This is a genomic window from Limosilactobacillus caecicola (assembly GCF_943192935.1).
GTDB lineage: Bacteria > Bacillota > Bacilli > Lactobacillales > Lactobacillaceae > Limosilactobacillus > Limosilactobacillus caecicola.
In genome coordinates, this window is the sequence record NZ_CALPCI010000001.1 from 95339 (window position 1) to 116350 (window position 21012).

At 44.2% G+C, this 21012-nt stretch carries 20 protein-coding genes; 4 read left to right on the forward strand and 16 right to left on the reverse strand.

From position 1 onward, the window contains the following. Entirely contained in the window at positions 1-960 is a 960-nt protein-coding gene (locus NFR43_RS00410) for an alpha/beta hydrolase (protein WP_251545408.1), read from the forward strand. Positions 961-996: 36 nt separating this feature from the next. Here NFR43_RS00410 and NFR43_RS00415 read toward each other — a convergent pair whose 3' ends face one another. Both NFR43_RS00415 and NFR43_RS00420 read right to left on the reverse strand, forming a co-directional pair. Beyond that, positions 997-1518 (reverse strand): GNAT family N-acetyltransferase, encoded by a 522-nt coding sequence (locus tag NFR43_RS00415; RefSeq protein WP_251545410.1) that lies wholly within the window; start codon positions 1516-1518, stop codon positions 997-999. Positions 1519-1569: 51 nt separating this feature from the next. Continuing rightward, positions 1570-2058: an alpha/beta fold hydrolase gene (locus NFR43_RS00420; protein WP_251545412.1), complete on the reverse strand. Its 489-nt coding sequence runs from the start codon at positions 2056-2058 to the stop codon at positions 1570-1572. A 231-nt stretch (positions 2059-2289) separates the two neighbouring features. Here NFR43_RS00420 and NFR43_RS00425 point away from each other — a divergent pair, with 231 nt between their 5' ends. Continuing rightward, positions 2290-3438, forward strand: a complete 1149-nt coding sequence (locus NFR43_RS00425) for a hypothetical protein (RefSeq protein ID WP_251545414.1) — start codon at positions 2290-2292, stop codon at positions 3436-3438. Between the two features lie 52 nt (positions 3439-3490). Here NFR43_RS00425 and NFR43_RS00430 read toward each other — a convergent pair whose 3' ends face one another. Then, positions 3491-4057 (reverse strand): NADPH-dependent F420 reductase, encoded by a 567-nt coding sequence (locus NFR43_RS00430; protein ID WP_251545416.1) that lies wholly within the window; start codon positions 4055-4057, stop codon positions 3491-3493. A gap of 219 nt (positions 4058-4276) precedes the next feature. Further along, on the reverse strand, positions 4277-4447 hold the full coding sequence (locus NFR43_RS00435; RefSeq protein ID WP_251545418.1) for a hypothetical protein: 171 nt from the start codon (positions 4445-4447) through the stop codon (positions 4277-4279). 293 nt (positions 4448-4740) lie between these two features. On the opposite strand from NFR43_RS00435, the gene NFR43_RS00440 reads away from it, so the two are divergent. Next, entirely contained in the window at positions 4741-5064 is a 324-nt protein-coding gene (locus tag NFR43_RS00440; protein WP_251545420.1) for a type II toxin-antitoxin system RelB/DinJ family antitoxin, read from the forward strand. 3 nt (positions 5065-5067) lie between these two features. Continuing rightward, positions 5068-5382 (forward strand): type II toxin-antitoxin system mRNA interferase toxin, RelE/StbE family, encoded by a 315-nt coding sequence (locus NFR43_RS00445; RefSeq protein WP_251545422.1) that lies wholly within the window; start codon positions 5068-5070, stop codon positions 5380-5382. 403 nt (positions 5383-5785) lie between these two features. Here the strand turns inward: NFR43_RS00445 and NFR43_RS00450 are convergent, their stop codons facing one another. The 12 genes from NFR43_RS00450 to NFR43_RS00505 all read right to left on the reverse strand — a co-directional run bounded on the left by NFR43_RS00450 (position 5786) and on the right by NFR43_RS00505 (position 21008). Beyond that, on the reverse strand, positions 5786-6385 hold the full coding sequence (locus NFR43_RS00450) for a hypothetical protein (protein WP_251545424.1): 600 nt from the start codon (positions 6383-6385) through the stop codon (positions 5786-5788). A 196-nt stretch (positions 6386-6581) separates the two neighbouring features. Further along, complete coding sequence (locus NFR43_RS00455; protein WP_251545426.1) at positions 6582-7514, reverse strand: abortive infection family protein; 933 nt, start codon at positions 7512-7514, stop codon at positions 6582-6584. A gap of 363 nt (positions 7515-7877) precedes the next feature. Further along, positions 7878-9254, reverse strand: coding sequence for a 23S rRNA (uracil(1939)-C(5))-methyltransferase RlmD (rlmD, locus tag NFR43_RS00460; RefSeq protein ID WP_251545429.1), 1377 nt, complete (start codon positions 9252-9254; stop codon positions 7878-7880). 50 nt (positions 9255-9304) lie between these two features. Next, positions 9305-10306, reverse strand: a complete 1002-nt coding sequence (locus NFR43_RS00465; protein WP_251545431.1) for a diacylglycerol kinase — start codon at positions 10304-10306, stop codon at positions 9305-9307. Positions 10307-10320: 14 nt separating this feature from the next. After that, entirely contained in the window at positions 10321-11745 is a 1425-nt protein-coding gene (gatB, locus tag NFR43_RS00470; protein ID WP_251545432.1) for an Asp-tRNA(Asn)/Glu-tRNA(Gln) amidotransferase subunit GatB, read from the reverse strand. A gap of 1 nt (position 11746) precedes the next feature. Continuing rightward, positions 11747-13219 (reverse strand): Asp-tRNA(Asn)/Glu-tRNA(Gln) amidotransferase subunit GatA, encoded by a 1473-nt coding sequence (gene gatA / locus NFR43_RS00475; protein WP_251545433.1) that lies wholly within the window; start codon positions 13217-13219, stop codon positions 11747-11749. Beyond that, entirely contained in the window at positions 13219-13530 is a 312-nt protein-coding gene (gene gatC, locus NFR43_RS00480) for an Asp-tRNA(Asn)/Glu-tRNA(Gln) amidotransferase subunit GatC (RefSeq protein WP_251545434.1), read from the reverse strand. Before gatC ends, gatA begins: the two co-directional genes overlap by 1 nt. A gap of 133 nt (positions 13531-13663) precedes the next feature. Then, entirely contained in the window at positions 13664-14767 is a 1104-nt protein-coding gene (locus NFR43_RS00485) for a CamS family sex pheromone protein (RefSeq protein ID WP_251545435.1), read from the reverse strand. A gap of 4 nt (positions 14768-14771) precedes the next feature. After that, complete coding sequence (gene ligA, locus NFR43_RS00490) at positions 14772-16796, reverse strand: NAD-dependent DNA ligase LigA (protein WP_251545436.1); 2025 nt, start codon at positions 16794-16796, stop codon at positions 14772-14774. Positions 16797-16798: 2 nt separating this feature from the next. Next, positions 16799-19078, reverse strand: a complete 2280-nt coding sequence (gene pcrA, locus NFR43_RS00495) for a DNA helicase PcrA (RefSeq protein ID WP_251546168.1) — start codon at positions 19076-19078, stop codon at positions 16799-16801. A 175-nt stretch (positions 19079-19253) separates the two neighbouring features. Further along, a complete protein-coding gene (locus NFR43_RS00500; RefSeq protein ID WP_251545437.1) occupies positions 19254-20420 on the reverse strand; it encodes an ATP-grasp domain-containing protein in 1167 nt (388 codons plus the stop codon). 18 nt (positions 20421-20438) lie between these two features. After that, positions 20439-21008, reverse strand: coding sequence for a xanthine phosphoribosyltransferase (locus NFR43_RS00505; RefSeq protein WP_251545438.1), 570 nt, complete (start codon positions 21006-21008; stop codon positions 20439-20441). Positions 21009-21012 lie beyond the last annotated feature (4 nt).

The window sequence follows — 21012 nt, forward strand, 5'->3', positions numbered from 1 at the left end:
ATGGCTAAACACTTTATGGCAGCTAAAGATCTTGCACACATGCCCAGTGATTATGTCGAACCATTACAGATGAGTGCGGCCGACTTTCCGGCTTCACAACTGAGCCCACAGGGCATGCAACACCTGTCAATCGACTTGAATAACTACTACCCCAAAGTCAAGTTAGGAGTTCCCTACGCCGTGAAAGACGGTGAAATTCTTCATCTCCAGATCATTGTGCCCGCGCTCCAAAACGACCAGCAGACCTTTCCACTACTAATGTGGGTCCAGGGTTCAGCCTTCCACAAACAAGACTTGGGCGATCGAATGGCACCAATGATGGAAATTGCCAAACACGGTTATGTAGTTGCAATGGTCGAATACCGACACGCTCCGGAGCACGCCTTCCCCGTCCAGGTCCGTGATCTGAACACTGCAACCCGCTTCATGCTGGACCATGCTCAGCAATACCATGTTGATCCGACAAAATACGTGGCCTGTGGTGATTCATCAGGCGGCCATACCGTTACTCTCGCAAGCGTCACCGAGGACCAACCATTCTTCAGCGACGAAGACATCCACACTCGACCACTGTCATTCAAGGCTTGTATCGACCTCTACGGTCCTACCGACATTAGTCGAATGAATAAGGTCCCCTCAACCCAGGACCACGTGACCGCCCACAGTCTTGAAGGTGAATTCTTCGGTACCAAGAATATTTATGATCACCCTGAACTGGTCCAAAAGGCCAACCCCATCGCCTACATCCGGAATGATCATGCTATCCCACCATTCTTAATTATGCATGGCAATAAGGACCGGCTCGTGCCGTTTGAACAAAGTTGCTTACTATACCAAGCTTTGCGGGATCATGATAAAACCGTTTATTTCTACCAGATTGAGAATAGCGATCACGCAACTGACGCTTTCTACCGTCCCGAAGCATTACGCATCATTCTCAATTTTCTCGCGCAATATTAAAGAAACCGGGCGACTTCAAGCGTCGCCCGGTTTTGTTTACAATAAATGTTCGAATAGTTTGGCAGGAGTGGGACCCAAGTCGCTGTAGTTGAGCAGCTGGTCATTGACAAACTGAAAGCCAGCTTTCCGATACGCCTTTTCAGCCGGCAGATTGGGGTCAATAATGTCAAGGTGGACTACCCGTTGGCCATTACCTCGGGCCCATTCAAAGACTGCCTGAAGCGTTTGCTGAGCAATTCCGTGGCCCCAAAATTGTTTGTCAACCGCAAAGAGGTGCAAAACTGCGATCTGCTCATCAGTAAATTTATGGGGCCAAGGGACATCACGGTAAGTCGGATCTTCCCCGACCGATACAACCCCCGCACCAGCAACCTGGTCCTCGACAAGGTTGATAATCACTTGGTGATCCGTAATTGCTTGAGCCAAACTCGCACGTGATGGGTAATCTCCCCAGGTCCACTTTGGGGTGTATTGATCCTGGGCTTGTTGATCACAGACCCTTTCATAAAAACGGCAGACCCGGTCCAGGTCTGTCGATGTTGCAAATCTAATCGTCATCAAATCATCCCCTTATGTTGAGAATGATTATAGCTAGTTTTTGAAGCGAACTCAACGAACCAGCTGGGTTTGACGCATCCGTGAGCGGATCAGGCCCTGGTACTCGACGTTGTCGTAATTGCCCAGCAATTCACTGGCTCGGGCCAGCGCTAAATCGTCAGGATTCGTCAGTAAACGCCGAATGTGTGGATGATCACTGACGTACTGCCGAGTAATTGATGACGCTTCGCCAATTCCATGAATGGTGAACCGCTCCAGATCATAAGCAGCCACCACGTGTTGAATTTCTGCTAACCGTTCCTGGTCTCTAAATTTAGTGATGTCTGTTGGTTGGTCTGAGAGATAAGAGCCCAATAGTTCAACAAAAATAATTTCCACATCGTTTTCCCGAGCAAATTCAGTAAATGCCGTGAGGTAATTCCACGGCATTGTCGTTGAGTCATGTACCAACATCAATTTGCGTGGTCCATAACCAACACGACGGGTCCAAATATGGTCACCATTAGCTAAAGTAACAAAAGAGGTTTGTGCAGATTTCATGATGCTCCCCCATTTCTAATCCGTTAATAATGTAAGCGATTTCCACGCTTACATGATACTCCTTTTCTCCACTATAAGTAACTAATCGTGAACATTGAATAAAAAGGTGTTAATTTCCCGGGAAATTAAAAATTTCAGAAGGCAATCTTTTCCTTAATTCTTCAAGGTTTTGGGCTGCTTTTTCAAAATATTTTGCTATAATAATGGTGAAATTTTGAGGGAGGGATTACCATGAAAAAGCCTTTTCAAGATATCCAGCCAACTAATCTGAAAGATCAGTACGGTGCCCCGACGAAAGCTGAAATTTGGTTTGGTAATCCATATATGCCATGGCGTGATCCACAAGTTCCAGGTGGAAAGTGGGGACAACTATTGACCATTCGATCAAGTGGCAAGTGTGAAATCGCTGCGCAAGTTTTTAATGATGATATTCGGCAACCCATTGCCGGTCAAGATCACGAGGAAATCCAAGTAACGCCTGAACAGGCCCAGGAAATGCTCGATGATACACTCAAACTTTTAAATTACTTCGGCAAAGTTGATACGGACCATCAACAAATTCGGACCCAGGAAACGACGATTTGGACAGACACTGGCAAGGTCATCGCTTTTTATGACTATGCTGGTGAAAACCGCCCCGTTTCTCAATTGGCAATGGCAATTCGACGGACCCTTGGTCAGGCCGATCTGATGGTCTTTGACGGCAATAGCCATGATGACTTTATTGACCGGTTCACGATTAACTACGCTGAAAAGGACGATTATCACGAAACACTGGTACTCAATCGAGCTGACAATTCCATCACCTATGATCGAAAAATCAAGGATGGTCCAACCGTCACAACTGTTTATCGAGACCTGGTGGATGTAACCCACATTTTGGATAACCTGAATTCAGTGGATTTTGCGGAGACCATCCCAGGAATTCCGGAAGACGTCGTGCCGGATCAGGAAGATAAGTTTGGCCATTTTGACTGTGTCATTCAACGTCGGCAGCTTCGGCCAATTCATTTCAGTGGTGATTATGAACAATACTGTCTACCGAAGCCGTGGACCACTCTTATGAAGGTCCTTGGTGATTTAATGGACGTGCCACCAATGGGAGAATTACTCAACCCCGATTATTACCAACGCCGGCGGCGGACGACCGATGATGTGATCTACCTCACGGTGACCTTCAACGAGTTCAGTAATCAATACCAATATTTAACTGACGATGATTCCATCGAAATTGGGGATCAGGTGGTGGTCCCAGTGGGCGATGACGACCACGAACAAACCGTCACGGTGGCGGGCAAACACTACTACAAGCGTGATGAAGTCCCCTATCCCCTGGATAAAGTCAAAGAAGTCATCCGTAAAGCAAACGTCAACGATTAAAAAAATTCCCAGGTTGAAATTGATGTTCCAGCCTGGGAATCGTTTTTTATGATTATTTGTTAATACCGAAACCGCCGTTCCAGCTAATTTGCTTACTTGCTGCCAGCTTCATTTGTAGGAAACCGACTGCTTCCATTTCGCGGGCCCGCTTGAGGCTACCGGCATCCATCGTTTGTAGCGGTGAAGCCTCTAAAGCCGTTGCCAACGACTTTTTAGCCGCATCGTCATCACCAGCGATCAGGACAGTGGTGGTCGTGTCGCCAACCTTACCACTACTTAAAGTACCGGCAAAGTTGGTGTTAAAGGCTTTGAGCACTTTACTGTTTGGCAACTTTGCTTGCAATTCAGCCGCTGCAGAACTATCAGCCGGGACTTGTAATTCATCCCAGGTATCAAAGTTCAAGGGATTGGTAATATCAATTACCACTTTACCAACTAATTGATCGCCATATTGGTCCACAATGGAATCCAAAGCGCCATATGGGACCGCCAAAACTACGATGTTACCAAAACTAGTGGCCGGATGCGTGGAATCAACGTAAGTAACGTCGTTCCCCATCTCGAGGTTGTGACCAATGGCCTTCCCCATATTGCCAGTTCCAATAATTGTAATTTCCATGCTTGATCATTCCTTTCAAGTGTTAATTGATTGTCTAAGCATGGTTATTGTATACCAATTTCTTACTAATTAAAAGTAAGTGGTAAATTTTTTTGATAATTTTCCTTTGGAGCCGCCCTTCATAACCAATCAAGCCTGGTCATCATTTGAGTGCATCACGATGTTTGCGCATTGGTAGATTGAGATCGCACAACATAAGGTGGCAATTCCCATAAAACATTAGATCATCCGGACTAGAAATGGTAAATTAGGAACCCCAAGTTTGGTAAACAACGCCACAAAGTAACTAAAGCATGCGATAAAGGCCACCTCACCCAAAAAACGCCACTTATCCCATTGACGAATAAGTAACTGGTTAGCGACGGTCGTGAGAGTGCCGACAATAAACATCGGCCAACCAACTGTGTTCCCAAATAAGGCCCCGAGGTTAACTTCGGAGGCCGTCTATGGACTGGTTCCCGACATTTGAAGCAACTGTGAGCCCATTCCCAAATACGTTCACCAATCCCGTAATCAAGGCAAGGCGCCGGAGTGACGTTGTATTATTATGGTGATGGGGTTGTGAAGATAACATTATTGACTTCCTTTTTTAATTGATAATGATTAGCTTACTCCATTTTTGGACTTGTCGTACAAGTATGTAAAAGTATATAATTAGCATACTAGAAAGGTGGGTGGTTTAAATGCAAACACCAACAAAAAACAATAAGTTAGTTCAAATCAAAATTCCTGCACCCGTTAAAGATAAATTGGATGAAATCTTTGCTAAAGATGGGACTACAACCCCCCAAGCACTAAAGATGATTGCGACCCAAATCGCCAACAGTGGAATTTCACCATTCACAACCATGTATTATGAAAATTATACAAAACCAGTTAGCCCTGAACTAAAAGATCACTTACGGACTGATGAACTCGAATCACTAGGATTACTTTCTGATAAATCTGAAACTTACTCTACTGAAGAAGAATTAGATAATGCTTTTAAAAAAAATTTAGGAATGTAAGCCATGAAGTATCAAGTAAATATTCCAGACAAATTTTGGTTAAGCATTAAAAATTTAAGGACTCAATATACAAGGGATGAACTAAGTGAAATCGTTGCTGAACTTAAAGAGTCAATCCGAATGTTGGCTAATAACGGAAAGCTCCCCGACGAATATCATGACCATCTATTAAGACGCAGTCCTTATGTAAATTATAATGAATATCATATTTACGACGATGATGTTCTGGTAATTTATCAGCGACGTGAGAAAAAATTATATTTGCGCTTTGTAGAAGTAACGAATCATCAACAACTTAGGAAAAATAGTGATCATTAAACTTTACACACCTACAAAAAAAGACTTGATTGCAGAAGTTTTTCACAATCAAGTCTTTTTTGTACGCTGATAGTCGTCGCTTTCAGCTCCTCAATAGCACTGTGATACTCTCACCAAATAGGTAAGTCATTCGTAAGTAATGAAGCTTCGCTATGCTCGCTCCATTACAACGACTGACTCAACATGCCGTGAGCTGATGTAGTCAATTACACATTCTGGATATGCTGCTACGTTAGGTGTTTTGGTTTGTTTAGGCCAAGACATTATGTCTGTTAACTCGATGCCATAATCCCAAATTATCTCTGATTATCTACATGAGTAGCAGGTTCCAAATTATTACTGGTTTGGGGAAACACAATGAAAAGCAGTGGTATCCCAGGACGTTTGTGGGAAACTCATACTGTCAATATGGCAGAGATTGATGGTCGGCTTCCAGATTACTCTGGATCACTTTATAAATTTCACTATGTTCATCATCAACTTCTGTCGTATCTAAAATAAGAATTTCATCCACAAATGAATATAATTTTTTAGGAGATTCGCTAAAATCATTAGTAGTGATTAAAATATTTATTTTTGCCTTGGAATTATTTAAAACAGAACAAAATTTGGGGAAGTCTTTGTCATCCAATGCGGATTGTACTGGATGGAAGACCACGAAATCTTTATCAAATCCAAACTGAAAATCTCTATTTCTTTTCCATTGAGTAAAATTAACAGTTAAACCATTTATATTAAAAGCATCACTTAGATTAAGTTTTGGAATACTTTCCCTAATCCCTCTTTGCAAAAACTCTCTTTCATGTGGAACCGTTGTATTACCAATAACAATAGTTCCATCATCAAATCCTGTCGTTTCATAAAGGCAGGCAAATACTAGCAATAATTTATCATTATCAAAATACCCGCGTACCAGGATGTTATGTGTGTTGTCATCCAACAATAACTTCTCAAATTCACTAACAAATTCTTGAGGCTTTACCTTTTGAACTTTCTCTGTCATCCTTTATGCTCGCTCCTGTATTGTACAAACCAAATGGTTACTTCACCGCATAAGAAACTTGATCGGTAATATCGCAGATTTCAGAAATTTTAGCAATGATAGCTAAGATCACTGTCGCGGAGAAGTTGGATTCTATAACCGTTCCATTTTCCAATTTTTCTGTTGCACTTCAAGCCACCTAATCTTTTTATTAACCCTAATAATTTATTTCTCCGTTAGTTTTCTTTTCCACCGATAAAATAAAATCTGCCATTGTTGTTGCGGCATTAACTGCTAGACGTGCATGATGTTTATCAATAGTCAAACGTTTTTCACCAACACCATGAGAATCACTATTCTTATTGCGCATTTCTGATACTGCTGAAACTATATTTTCTAATCCAGATAATAAACGGTTGATCCTTTTATCAGCATTTCTATCTTCATGCATTTTATACTCGTCTTTAACCTGTTTATAAAGTTTATTTATATCGCCTTTAGTGCTGGGCTTAATATTCCGCTTTTCAAGCACATAATGAAAGGTTTCCTCTAATATAGTTCTGGCTTGTGTTAATGCACTATCATAATTTCCAATGTCAACATTACCTATGGCTCTTTTAGATAACAGTTTTATATAATCACGATCTACACTTTTTACATTTTTAATGGATATCTTAGGATCCGATGTATTATTAGAAACCATCAGAACTATTCGGTTATCAATAATCATCTTATTTCCACCAAAATGAAGTATTGTGTTAATTCTTTCAAGCGCACTTTCAACAGACAACTTATGGTATTTTTTAAATTCGTCCTTACTAAGTTCAGTACTAATGTCTCTAGTAAAATTAGATTCATCAAAGAGATAAGCAAGTATGCTTGGTATTCTTCCTGAACTAATACCATAATCAATTAAATCAAACATATATTGCCATCGAGACTTCATATCAGTATATTCCGTTGTCGAGCCAAATGTTTTTGCCACATCACAAATATCTGGTCCACTCAATCTTGGCATAGCTATTTTTAAATCAGCAACTCCAAAATAAGAGCCAATATTGTGTATCCTAAAATCACCAAATGTTTCGTCACCATCTAGTACCTCAACTATTCTTTTATTTTTTAATAACTTGTATTTTTCTAAATCCATAAACTTTGGACTCCCTTAATAGTTAATTATATGTCAAGTATACCATTGCACTACTTAATCATAACTGTATAGAAGCGAATAACAATATGTTGCTGTACACTTGTTCACTCAACTTTCAGCTATATATTCATCCGTTTCCGCACTTGCTTCATTCTATACCATACCAATGCCCAAGCCTTCTTTCACTCCCCTAATCAACTCGACCTGCCAAACTGGACACTCGCATACTCGACTATCGAAATAGGATTTAGAACATTCAACTCGCCGACCACAAAAAGAAAAAGTGTACTAATTCCAATCATTCAAAAAGGAAAAAGTACACTTTTAATCACTGATAAATGCTGTTACACCGGCGTTTATAGGCTATTCCCCTGTACGCTCAAGGACTGTTACACTCTCCACATGCGTCGTCTGGGGGAATTGATCGACAGGTTGAATGGGTTTGGTCACGTGGTAGCCCTGTTCCATAAACCGCTGAATGTCACGGACCAAAGTTGCGGGATTGCAGCTTACGTAGATGACCTTGGCCGGTTTCATCTGACCGGTTGCCTCAATTAATTCTTCACCCAATCCCTTTCGTGGTGGGTCCACAATTAAAACGTCCGGTTTTAATCCCGCTGCCTGCCATTTTGCCATCTGTTCTTCGGCCTTGCCAACCACAAATTCAATATTCGTAATGCCGTTCTTTTGCGCATTCTTTTTGGCGTCTTGGATCGCAGCCGGGACAATTTCCACTCCGTAAACTTTTTTCGCATGCTTGGCCACTGCCAATGAAATTGTACCAATTCCACAATAAGCATCAATCACAGTCTGTGAACCATCCAACCCGGCGTTTTCAATTGCCGTTTGATAGAGTCGTTCCGTCTGTTGCGGATTTACCTGATAGAAAGAAAGCGGCGAGATGGTAAAATCAATGCCTAATAGCTGGTCATTAATCGTTGGTTGGCCCCACAAGGTGTGATTAACATCCCCCAGGAGTTTATTAGTCCGCTTACTATTAACGTTGTGGACTAAACTCTTTAATTCTGGAACCTGGGCGACAATTTCCCGGGTAATATCGTCGACGTGGGGAATTTGCTTGGTTTTGGAAATCAGCACGACCATGACTTCATGACTATAGTAACCACGCCGCACCATGATTGTCCGCAAACATCCCCGGCCACTTTCTTCATCGTACGGCTGAATGCGATACTTCCGCAAAATATCCCTGACGGTCGTAATCGTTTGGTCGATCACTGGATCCTGAATTAGAAAGTTCTCAATTGGTACTAAATCATGACTGCCTCGTTTGTAAAACCCTGTCTCCAAGCGGCCCTTAACCAGTTTAACGGGGACCTGGGCCTTATTCCGATAACCGTAGGGTTTCTCCATACCCATCGTCGGCGCAACCTGAAGATTGTCCAGATGCGCTTTTTCTAATAGTTCCTGAATTTGGTGCTGCTTAAATCGCAACTGGGCTTCATATTTCAGATTTCCTAACGGTGCAATCCCAGTCTGGAGATAACGCATATCATCTAGTGACACCCGGTCAGGACTTTTCTCAATTAGCTTGGTTAGCTTACCCCACGCAAAGTTACGGGTCACCTTCGTGACTACAATTTCTACCTTTTCACCTGGAAGCGTGTTGGGTACAAAGATTGGGTAATGATCGACCTTCACAACACCGTTGCCTTGATAAGATAAATCAACCACCTCTGCTGTCAGACGTTGTTTTTTATAAACTGGAGTTTTAACTTTCATTTGATCCTCCTAATACACAAAAGGTCGGAACCAGGTTCCGGCCTTTTGACTTACTCTTTACCGATTTCGTTAACGCCCCGCAAGAAACTATCTTCGGCCGCCTTCATATCGGGTTCAATCGATGCAATCGCGTTGTCTGGAATGGCGGCAACATCCGCCACAATATCCAAGTGTTGCTTCAAAGCTTGGAAATGCATTGGCGCATCGCCACCGTATTCCCCATCAAGATTAATCATCAAGCGGTCGTTAGGGTCAACTGGTGTGATGTCTACATCAGCCGCCTTGGCATAGATCACCCGCGGATCATCAAGGTGGGTCCCCTTTAGGGCCTTAGCCATCAACTGCATCAAGCCGACCATGTTACTATCCTTGACAATGATCAAGGAAAAAAGCCCATCATTTAAGGAAGCGTCTGGGACAATTTGTTCAAACCCACCGACAGAATTGGTTAAAGCCAGGAACACTGTTGAGGCCATCCCATCAAATTCGTGACCATCATACTTGATGTTCATATGGACGGGTTTAACCTGCGGTAACATTTCAGCGCCCTTAGCGAAGTATGCCATATACCCAAACAAGGACTTCATTTGGCTGGAAACATCATAAGTTAATTCAGTCAACGTTCCACCAGCGGCGATATTCATAAAGTAATTTTCACCGGCTTTTCCCAGGTCAATTTGGAAGTGGTTAGCCGGATTCAAAATCAGCTTGGCCGCCGCAACTGGATCTTCCCGCGGAACATGTAAAGCACGGGCATAATCGTTCGTCGTTCCCGCTGGGATAATCGCGAGACGCGGTCGTTTCGGCAAACCTGCAATCCCGTTGATCACTTCGTTCAACGTTCCGTCACCACCAGCCGCCACAATCAGGTCAAAGTCGTCTTGAGCCGCGCGGGTCGCCTCGTTCTTGGCAGAATCAGGTTCTGGAGTTGTCGCAAAAGCACTTGTCTCATAACCAGCTTGTTCATAGATTGCCAAAATATCAGCAAGGTCATCATGCATTGCTTCGCGACCAGCAACCGGGTTATAAATGATTCGTGCTCGTTTGTGCATTCGCTTACCTCCTGTTATTGTGCTTGCAATGACTTCATCAATAATTGGTTAACGACTTGTGGGTTAGCCTTACCACGCGTTTGTTTCATAATCTGACCAACTAGGTAGCCAACTGCCCGGTCTTTACCATTCTTAAAGTCTTCAATTGATTGTTGGTTGTTTGCCAAAATATCATCAATAATTGGTTGCAATTCCTTTGGATCAGATAATTGGACTAAACCATGTGCCTTAGCATAAGCAGCAGGTTCTTCACCAGCGATGATTCCCTTGAAGACCTTCTTGGCCATCTTGGAGGAAATCGTGCCGTCAGTGATCAACTTCACCATGCCCGCCAGGTGGGCAGGAGTCAACTTAGTATCTGGCAAATCCAGGTGTTCATCGTTCAGGTAACTGTTCACATCGTTCATCAGGTAGTTAGCGACCCGTTTGGCATCTGCACCGTCCTTGACCGCTTCATCAAAGAAGTCAGACATTTCCTTGGTTTGCGTCAGGACCATTGCATCGTAATCGGACAAGCCCAACTCTTTAGTGTAGCGTGCCCGCCGTTCACCAGGCATTTCTGGCATTTCCTGCTTAATTTCTTCAATCCAAGCATCAGAAACGTCCAACGGTGGAATATCTGGCTCTGGGAAGTAACGGTAATCTTCGCTTCCTTCCTTGCTCCGCATCGCCACCGTTTCCTTAGTAGCTTCGTCATAACGACGGGTTTCTTGAGCAATCGTGCCACCAGAAAGGATCACTTTTTGGTGACGCTTTTCCTCAAATTCAAGGGCATTTTTGACGTAGTTGAAGGAGTTAATGTTCTTCATTTCCGTCTTGGTCCCAAATTGATCAGAACCAAATGGCCGAATTGAGATGTTGGTATCCACCCGCATGGACCCTTCTTCCATCTTCACATCGGAAATCCCAGTAAATTGGATCCGTTGCCGTAAAGCTTCCAAGTAAGCAACCGCTTCGTCTGGTGAAGCAATGTCCGGCTTGGACACAATTTCGATTAATGGCGTGCCCTGACGGTTCAAATCCACATAAGAATATTCACCGGTGTGCGTGTTTTTCCCGGCATCTTCTTCGATATGCATTTCAGCAATCCCGATTTTCTTTTTCTTACCGTTAACTTCAATTTCTACCCAACCATCAGTGGCAATTGGGGTTTCTGATTGGGTAATTTGGTAAGCCTTCGGGTTATCAGGATAAAAGTAGTTCTTCCGGTCAAAGTGCATGTGTTTCGTGATGTTGGCATGAAGTGCTAAACCAGCCATGATACCGTCACGAACGACCCCCTTGTTCAGGGTTGGCAACGTGCCCGGATAAGCCCAATCAATTACGTTAGTGTTCAGGTTTGGTTCTACCCCATATTGAACTGGGGATGGACTATAAATCTTGGAGTTAGTCTTTAATTCGACGTGAACTTCTAGACCAATTGTTGTTTGAAAGTTCATGTTAATCTTGACCTCCTAACTGTGCATTTTTCTTGTGGAAGTCGGTAGTCTGTTCAAAGACGTAGGCAGCGTCATAGATGGTTTGTTCATCAAATGGCTTCCCAATAATTTGCAGACCAACTGGCATACCATCCTTCTTGGAGAAACCGGCCGGCAATGACATTGCCGGAAGGCCAGCCATGTTGACTGGAATGGTCAAGGCATCATTGAGATACATCTTCGTTGGATCTGTAACCTTGTCACCGAGCTTAAAGGCCGTCGAAGCATCAGTAGCTCCCAAGATGAGGTCGTAATCCTTGAAAACCTTGTTGAAGTCATCAGCGATCAACCGACGGACCTTAGCAGCCTTGTTGAAGTAGGCATCATAGAAACCTGCTGACAAGGAGAAAGTCCCTAACATGATCCGCCGCTTAACTTCTTCACCAAATCCTTCCGTCCTGGTCCGCACGTAAACGTCTTCCAAGTTTTTAACGTCATCTGCCCGGAAACCGTAACGAATACCATCGTAACGTTGCAGGTTTGAGGACGCTTCGGAAGAGGCCAAAATGTAGTAGGCAGAGACCCCATATTTGGTATGTGGCAAAGAAACGGTTTCGACAGTAGCGCCAAGTGATTCAAAGTGCTTCAAAGCCGCCGTGATCACTTCACGAACATCATCATCCAATGCATCACTAGTATATTCTTCAGGAACAGCAATCTTGAGGCCCTTCACGCTGGCTTCATCTAAGTGAGCAGCCCAATTTGGCACGTCCACATCCGCAGAAGTCATATCGTGGGCATCAAGGCCACTAATTGCTTGCATCAAGATGGCATTGTCTTTGACATTTTTGCTCAACCAACCCACCTGGTCAAAACTAGAACCAAAGGCAATGATTCCCCACCGAGAAACCCGGCCATAGGTTGGCTTCATGCCGACAATCCCGTTGAAAGAAGCTGGTTGCCGAATGGAACCACCAGTATCAGTCCCAAAGGCTGCCAAAACATCTCCAGCGGCAACAGCAGCAGCTGAACCACCTGAAGAGCCACCTGGAACCCGAGTCAGATCCCAAGGATTCTTGGTCTTTTGGAAAGCTGAATTTTCGGTTGAAGACCCCATGGCAAATTCATCCATGTTGGTCTTCCCAACATTAATGAAACCTGCCGCGTTCATTTTTTCGATCACGGTAGCGTCATAAATTGGCTTAAAGTTACCAAGGATTTTGGAAGCAGCAGTGGTCCGCAGACCCTTCGTAACAATGTTGTCCTTCACAGCAAGGGGAATTCCGGCTAATAATTGATCATCGGCAATTCCCGCCTTGTCAATTTCACCAGCCCGCTTTAAGGCAGCGTCCTCATTCAAGGTTAAGAAAGCTTTGACATCATCGTCGGTTTCTTTGATACGCTTGAAAGATTCTTTGGTAAGGTCAGTAGCACTTACCTCACCCTTAACCAATTGATTGTGAAGATCTGAAATGTTCGTTTCGCTAAAGTTCATTATTCACCATCCTCACTTTCATCAATAATGGCAGGAACCTTAATCAGTCCATCGTACGTTTCAGGAGCATTGGCAAGCAGTTCATCCCGTTGACCGCTCCGGACACCATGATCCTCGCGCATGACATTCTGTTCGGTAGTTGGCGTATACATTGGTTCAACGCCATCCGTGTCGACCTTTTGGAGGTCGGTAAATAAAGCGATAATTTCCTCGAGTTGGGGAGTAATCTTATCTAAGGCTGCATCATCAAACGATAATTTAGCAAGGTCAGCAACGTGCTTGACTTCTTGCCGATCAATTTTTTCAGCCATTCTCTTAACCTCTTTTCATTTCTACAAAATTATACACGAAACTATTTTATCACAAGCAACACTCTTTTACCGCCTCCACAGACGGTTTTACACCAAAAAAGGTAGTTCACCAAGCGAACTACCTAGTTTATGATTAATATGAATCAAAGACGTGTGATTGGAAGCTGTCAGAACCAGAATTCCGGTAAACCACCGCCTGCATTTCAGAATCTGATTGAATCTTGATATCAATTGGGATCCCATGTGGTAAGTAGCGTTTAGCTGCTCGTGCGATGTAGGCAGTAAAGCTGGTAATTTCTGATTGACTGTAGAATTGTGTCGTAATCGTAATGTGCATCCCTGACAAACTACCATTGTGGTACTGTGCTTGGGCAGTGACACCACTAAGGTTCGGGAAGAAGTTTTGGACTTGACTCTTAAAGTTAGAGAAACTGTCATTATCGGTTGAACTGCCAGAGTTAGTGCTAGTTTCTGCAGAAGCCTTTGGTAAGACGGTATTCTTGTAGTTCAACTTAGTCCAACTAGTAATCTTGCTGCCATTATTCTTGCTGTAAGCAAAGAAGGTCCCACCAACTAGACTATCGTCAGGAGCTTGCTTATATAATGCAATGACAATTGGAATGTTCTTTAGCGCTTTCTTCTTCCGCAAACGCTTCAGAATCTTTTGTGCAGCAATCTTACCTTGCTTTTGAACTTCCGCGTCCGAAATTTTCTTGGTGTATTCCGGACCATCAGTCTTCTTTTGGTATTTATATTCGCTGTTAATCCCAATTCCGATGGTCATCCCCTTTAATTTCAAGGAGTTACCACTTTCAGTCATGTAGTCCTGTTCTTCGATTTGTTGGATATATTCAGGATTCGGGTTGCTCTTCTTGCCTTGTTTTGGGTTCAATCCTGTCGGGTTACTCTTAGAAACCCGCCCCAACCAATTCTCAATGGTACTGGAGCTCAAATACTGGCCTTCTTGGAAAATGTAATTTTTGGTAGAGAAGACCCGTTTTGAAACGGAGGTTAAGCCACTTTCAAAACTCTTTAAATTATATTGGTTATTATTTTGACTAACGTTCACCCCACGGGCCTTGCTAGTCCGGTACCGACCATTTTTAATGACCCCTTGGTAAGTCCCGCTAGTGGAACCAGTGGTCGTGTAGTTTCCTTTGGACTTTTTACCACAAGAAGCTAACACGATGGTTGCTAATAATAACGTTCCCACAACTAGGATTTTTTTCGCTTTCACGAGTCTATTGTTCCTCCTTCATCGCCTGGTCAAACTGTTGCTCATTCCAGATTGGAATGCCAAGCTGTTGAGCCTTTTGCAATTTACTACCGGCTTTTTCTCCAGCAATTAAGACGTCAGTTTTCTTAGAAACACTACCGGTCACAGTAGCACCATGTGCTTCCAACCATTCCTTTGCTTCGTTGCGGGTAAACATTGCTAATTTACCCGTTAAAACCACCCGTTGCCCATTCCATTCGCTGGTAGTATCCACAGCTGGGGACGCAGTGTAATCCATATTCACCCCGACTGCTTGGAGTTCTTGAATGAGCTGCTGAACCTGAGCATTTGCAAAGTAAGTGGCAACACTATCACCAATGGTTGGTCCAATCGTTGCTACTGCCGAAATTTCGTCCGCTGAGGCTTGCATCACTGCAGGCAGTGAGCCGAAATGTTCAGCAATCAACCGGGCAACTTTGGCACCGACGTGACGAATCCCTAAGCCAAATAATAAACGTTCGACTGAATTATGACGGCTATTATCGATCGCTGTCAATAGTTTAGCGGTCGATTTCTCACCAAATTTATCTAAAGTTAATAATTGGTCCGCAGTGAGGCGGTATAAATCCGCAAAATCACTTACGTACTTTTTATTCCAAAGTTGTTCAATGATCTTCGGACCTAACCCATCAATATTCATCGCATTTCGCGATGCAAAATGAGCTAAGCCCTCCTTAATTTGTGCCGGGCACATTGGGTTCACACACCGTAAGGCGACTTCACCATCAAGGTGGACTAATCGGGAGCCACAAACCGGGCATTCAGTTGGAATTTGGTATGGCTGACTGTCAGCCGGGCGTTTGGCCAATATTACCCGGGAAATTTCTGGAATAATGTCTCCAGCCTTATGCAAGAGAACCGTATCACCAAGCCGAATATCCTTTTGACGAAGGTAATCTGGGTTATGCAATGACGCACGACTAACCGTGGTCCCAGCTAACTGAACTGGATCCATCACCGCCGTGGGGGTTACATTCCCCGTCCGGCCAACTGTCCATTCAATTTCACGCACCACCGTTGACTGCTCTTCCGGTGGGAATTTATAGGCGATTTCCCAACGTGGTACTTTAACGGTATTGCCTAACGCGGTCTGCGTGGCTAGATCATTGACCTTCTCCACAATTCCATCAATGCCATAAGCCAAATCATCACGCTGCGCGGTGTACTCATTGATATATTGGACCAACTCTGCTGTCGAGGTAACTGTCCGGTGATGCGGGTTCACTTGGAAGCCCAGTTCTGCCATCCGCTTTAACGCTTCATCCTGAGTTGTGACCCCTAACTTTTCATATTCGGGAACGTAGTACATAAAAGTAGCCAATTCCCGCTGTGCAGTGACTTGGGGGTCCAATTGACGCAGGCTCCCAGCAGCCGCGTTCCGCGGATTCGCAAAGACCGGCTGCCCATTTGCTTCACGTGCCTCATTCAATTTTACAAAGGAAGCTTTCGGCATATAGCATTCGCCCCGAAATTCTACTGAAAGCGGTTCAGAAAGTTGGTGAGGAATGTCCTTAATTGTCATGGCATTCGCGGTGACATCTTCACCAATCACGCCATTACCACGCGTCGAAGCCTGCACTAATCGGCCATTTTCATAGACAAGCGAAAGCGATAAGCCGTCGATTTTTAATTCCAAATCATATGCCAACTGATCAATTTCAGGTAGCCCATCCTGCTGCCGCACATTGAAATCCTGGAGCTCTTCAACCGAAAAGACATCCCCCATCGATAGCATCGGAATCTCATGGGTAACCTTAGCAAGTTGCGTATCGGTTTGCCCACCGACCCGCTGGGTTGGTGAATCAGGGGTAATGAGTTCGGGAAATTCAGTCTCTAACTGAACTAAACGTTGATACTGACGATCATACACGTAATCTTCAACCGTTGGCTGATCCTGCTCATAGTATTCCTTCCCCCATTGAATCAATTGTTGGCGAAGGGGGCCAATCTCTTTTTGGGCGTCAGCTAACGTTACTGGTTGCTTTGCCATATTTATTCATCTACCTTTTCAATTGGTGCAAACGTGGCTAAGAGACGCCGGACGCCTTCTTTTGGAAAGGCAATGTCCAGTTCCATATCACTGCCGGAACCATTCACAGCAACGACAGTACCAATCCCCCACTTTTTATGCTTAACTTTATCACCGGCATTCCAGGACTGCTTATCTGCCCCTGTTCCAGGATTCGTTTTTGGCGCCACCCGCTTACCAGCAGAACGGTAAGTACGGTGCGAGTTTGCTGAACGGTAGGTTGTTGCTTGGGCAGCGCGACTAGCATAGCTACCCTGACTACCACTCCCGAATGGGGTCCGCATACTTTGCTGGTTATCGAATTCGAGGAGCTGGTCATTAATTTCATCCACAAATTCTGACTCTGGGTTCCGTTGGATTCGTCCATAAAGCACCCTTGACATCGCGTTCGTGAGGAAAAGTTTCTTTTGGGCCCGGGTAATGCCGACGTAAGCTAAACGACGTTCCTCTTCCTCTTCTTCCTCGTTATTCAAAGCCCGCGCCATTGGGAAAATACTTTGTTCCATCCCAATCAAGAAAACAACTGGAAATTCCAATCCCTTTGCGGCATGCAGTGTCATCAAAGTGACCGTGTTTTCCTGGTCTTCAATGTCGTCCTGCGGAGAAACCAGCGCAAGGTCCGTTAAGAACTGCGTTAATTTTTCTTGTACACTTGCCGCATCATTGGAATTGTTTTTGTCAAATTCCTGAGTAACGGACTTAAATTCATCAAGGTTATCCAACCGCGATTGCGCCTGCAAACTCTTTTCGGCTTCGTCTTGTAGTTCCTTGCGGTAACCAGTCTCATCCAAAATTAAATCAGTTAATTCTGTGATCGAAAGCTGGTCAGCTTGTGCTTGAATGGCACTAATTTGTTGAGCAAACCCATCCAGCTTATTTTTGACACTGGTTGAAATATCATTTGCCATCATGATGTTCTTCGCAGCCGCCAAGAGCGACGAATTGGTGCTGGCCGCAAATTGACGCAATTTTTCAATACTTGTCGGGCCAATTCCTCGCTTAGGCGTGTTGACAACCCGTTCAAAGCTCATGGAATCATTTGGATTGGCAATCAGCGTCAGGTAGGCTAAAATATCACGAATTTCTTTACGGTCATAGAATTTATGGCCACCAACCATGGTATACGGAATGGAACTCTTCAGGAAAGTTTCTTCAATCACCCGTGATTGAGCATTCGTTCGGTAGAGGACCGCAAAATCGCCATATTTGTAACCATGTTCCCGCATTTGAGCTTGAATCTGCTTAACTAAGTAGTAAGCTTCATCATGTTCGCTTTGCGCCCGGTAATAAGAGATTTTCTCTCCCTGGCCATTTTCCGTCCAGAGGTTCTTGTCTTTCCGCTTCAGATTGTTAGCAATGACTTCGTTGGCGGCGTTCAAAATTGTCTGCGTTGAACGGTAATTTTGTTCCAACATAATTGTGGTGGCGTCAGGATAATCCTTTTCAAAGTTCAAAATATTATTCATGTTGGCTCCACGCCAGCCATAAATACTCTGATCAGCATCACCAACGACGCAGAGGTTGTGATACCCCTCTGCTAGCAAGTGAACTAATTCATACTGAGCATCGTTAGTATCCTGGTATTCGTCCACGTGGATGTATTGGAACTTGTTTTGGTAATATTGGAGAGTTTCCGGATCAGCCTTGAAGAGTTGGATGGTTTTCATAATCAAATCATCGAAGTCTAAAGTCTGATTACTTTCCAGTTCGCGTTGGTACAAGCGGTATGCCCGGCCAACCATTTTGCGGAATGGATCCTGGTAACGTTTTTCGTATTCTTGTGGGATGATCATCGCATTTTTAGCATTCGAAATGGCGCTCAAAATTTGTCGCGGATCAAACTTTTTAGTATCAATGTTTAATTCTTCGCAAATTCGCTTCATCAAAGTTCGCTGCTCTCCCGGATCGGCAATGGTGAAGGCTGTATTGAACCCGAGCTTATCAATATCCCGCCGAAGAATTCGAACACACAGAGCATGGAAAGTGGAGACCCAAATATCATTGGCACTTTCACCCAACAATTTTCCAATCCGTTCTTTCATTTCACGAGCAGCTTTATTGGTAAAAGTGATCGCCAAAATGTGCCATGGTAAGACATTTTTTTCTTCGATCAGGTAAGCGACCCGGTGAGTCAAGACCCGCGTTTTCCCGGAACCAGCGCCAGCCATCACCAGAACCGGTCCCTCCGTGGCCAAGACCGCCTCGCGTTGCTTATCATTCATTCCATCCAGTGCAGATTGCATTGTCACAGCATTCCATCCTCTCTAAAAATCAGTCAGACACCATTATACCAAACTTCTGTTTGACTTTGGCGCTAAATGCTCATTGAACCGAAAAAGCCCCAAACCGTCCAAGTACCCAGCAAGCACTGCTCGTTGGTGGCTCATTTTGATTTGAGACTTGTTTGATAAATTGAATTTAAATTGATGATGATTCATTGTCTTCCACGGGTGCATCATCTTCCCAGACACCCGTTTCGTCAACCTGACTTTGAATTTCATCGACCGTTTCACCATCACCAGTTGCCCAAACGTAGGCGAGGACGTCGTCTGCTGAATCTTGGGCGGGTTCAAAGAAGCTAAACTTCCAGTTATCCCGAATCAAGACTTGGCGTTCTAATGCCGATAATTGTGGCTGGCGACCAATTAAGAAAATGGCTGGCTGGGTCTCATGAATAAAGTGGGCTGGCCGGCCAGCGGAGATCCGAATTTGTTGCTCAGATTGGCTAACGTTGGTACTTTCCGTAAAAATATTCCCGCTAGTGGAAACACCTGGTTCCAGGTCCTTCACATACAAATTACCGGTACTCGTCACGTAAAAGTTAACCGAAATGATTCCTTGGTAGCCCAATTGGTCACCAATCGAATTGGCAATCCGCTTCATTTCTTTATTCATATCATCAGGCACCGTCACGGGCGACTTAACCGCTTGTAATTGATGATTACCAACGTACTGTAATTCACTCAGCGGGTAGAGGTGGTTACCATCGCCATCAATGGCCATGGTAATCGCATATTCAGCGGTGTGGTCAATCCAGGATTCGAGAAGGTAGGTACCGGCTTGAATAAAGTCAGCAGCTCGGGCAATATCCGATTCCTTATTAATCATCAAGGCATCTTCACCAACGCCTCGTTGAATCGGCTTGAGGACCGCTGGGTAGCCAATCGAATCAATGGACTGGTAGATGTCATCCAGACTAATCACGGTGACGTAAGGTGCCACGTTAACGTTAATTTGATCTAAAAAAGCGCGTTCCATCAAGCGGTCTTGCATGATTTCCAGTGGATCGAGCCCTTGTGGGATGGCCGTATACTGACTCAAATACTTAATCACAATGGAATCGATAGCTGCCGTTTCGTAAATCACCGCGTCACAATTCTCACCAAACTCGGTTAATTTATCCTTATCCCGGTAGTTGCCAATCACCGTGAAGTCCGCCTGTTTGGTCGTCTCTGGCTCTGAATGATCAAGATAAACGCCGACGTTGAGGCCCGCTTCTTTGGCTGCCAAAATCAACTTTTTACCGTTGCGGTCAATGCCCATAATCCCTAGTGTATTGCCTTGGTATAAAACGTTTTTACTCATAACCGCACCTTCAATCTTTTAAACAAATTCAACGTGTCCATCATCAAGTGACTTAATTTGGGCCAAGGAGTACACTTCAACGCCCTTGTCTCGCAATTCCTTGCCACCCGGCTGGAAGCTCTTTTCAATAACAATGCCGGCGCCAGCGACTTCTACACCAGCTTGGTCCGCAATTTCCATCATGCCTTCAACAGCCTGACCGTTAGCCAGAAAGTCGTCAATCAGGAGAACCTTGGCATTGGGATCAACATACTTTTTAGAAATAGAAATCCGGTTCGTGGTCTTTTTGGTATAAGAATAGACATCCGCCGTGTACATATTATTATTTAACGTTAAACTCTTATGTTTGCGGGCAAAGATCACGGGCAAATGCATTGCTAAGCCGGTCATCACTGCGGGAGCGATCCCTGATGATTCGACTGTCCAAATTTGAGTAATCCCCTGGTCTGCAAAATGCTTGGCAAACTCTTGACCAACCCGATACATCAAATCGGTATCCACTTGGTGGTTCAAAAATGCATCAACCTTTAACACGTTTCCCGGCAACACAGTGCCGTATTTTTCAATTTTTTCCTTTAATTCTTGCATGGCT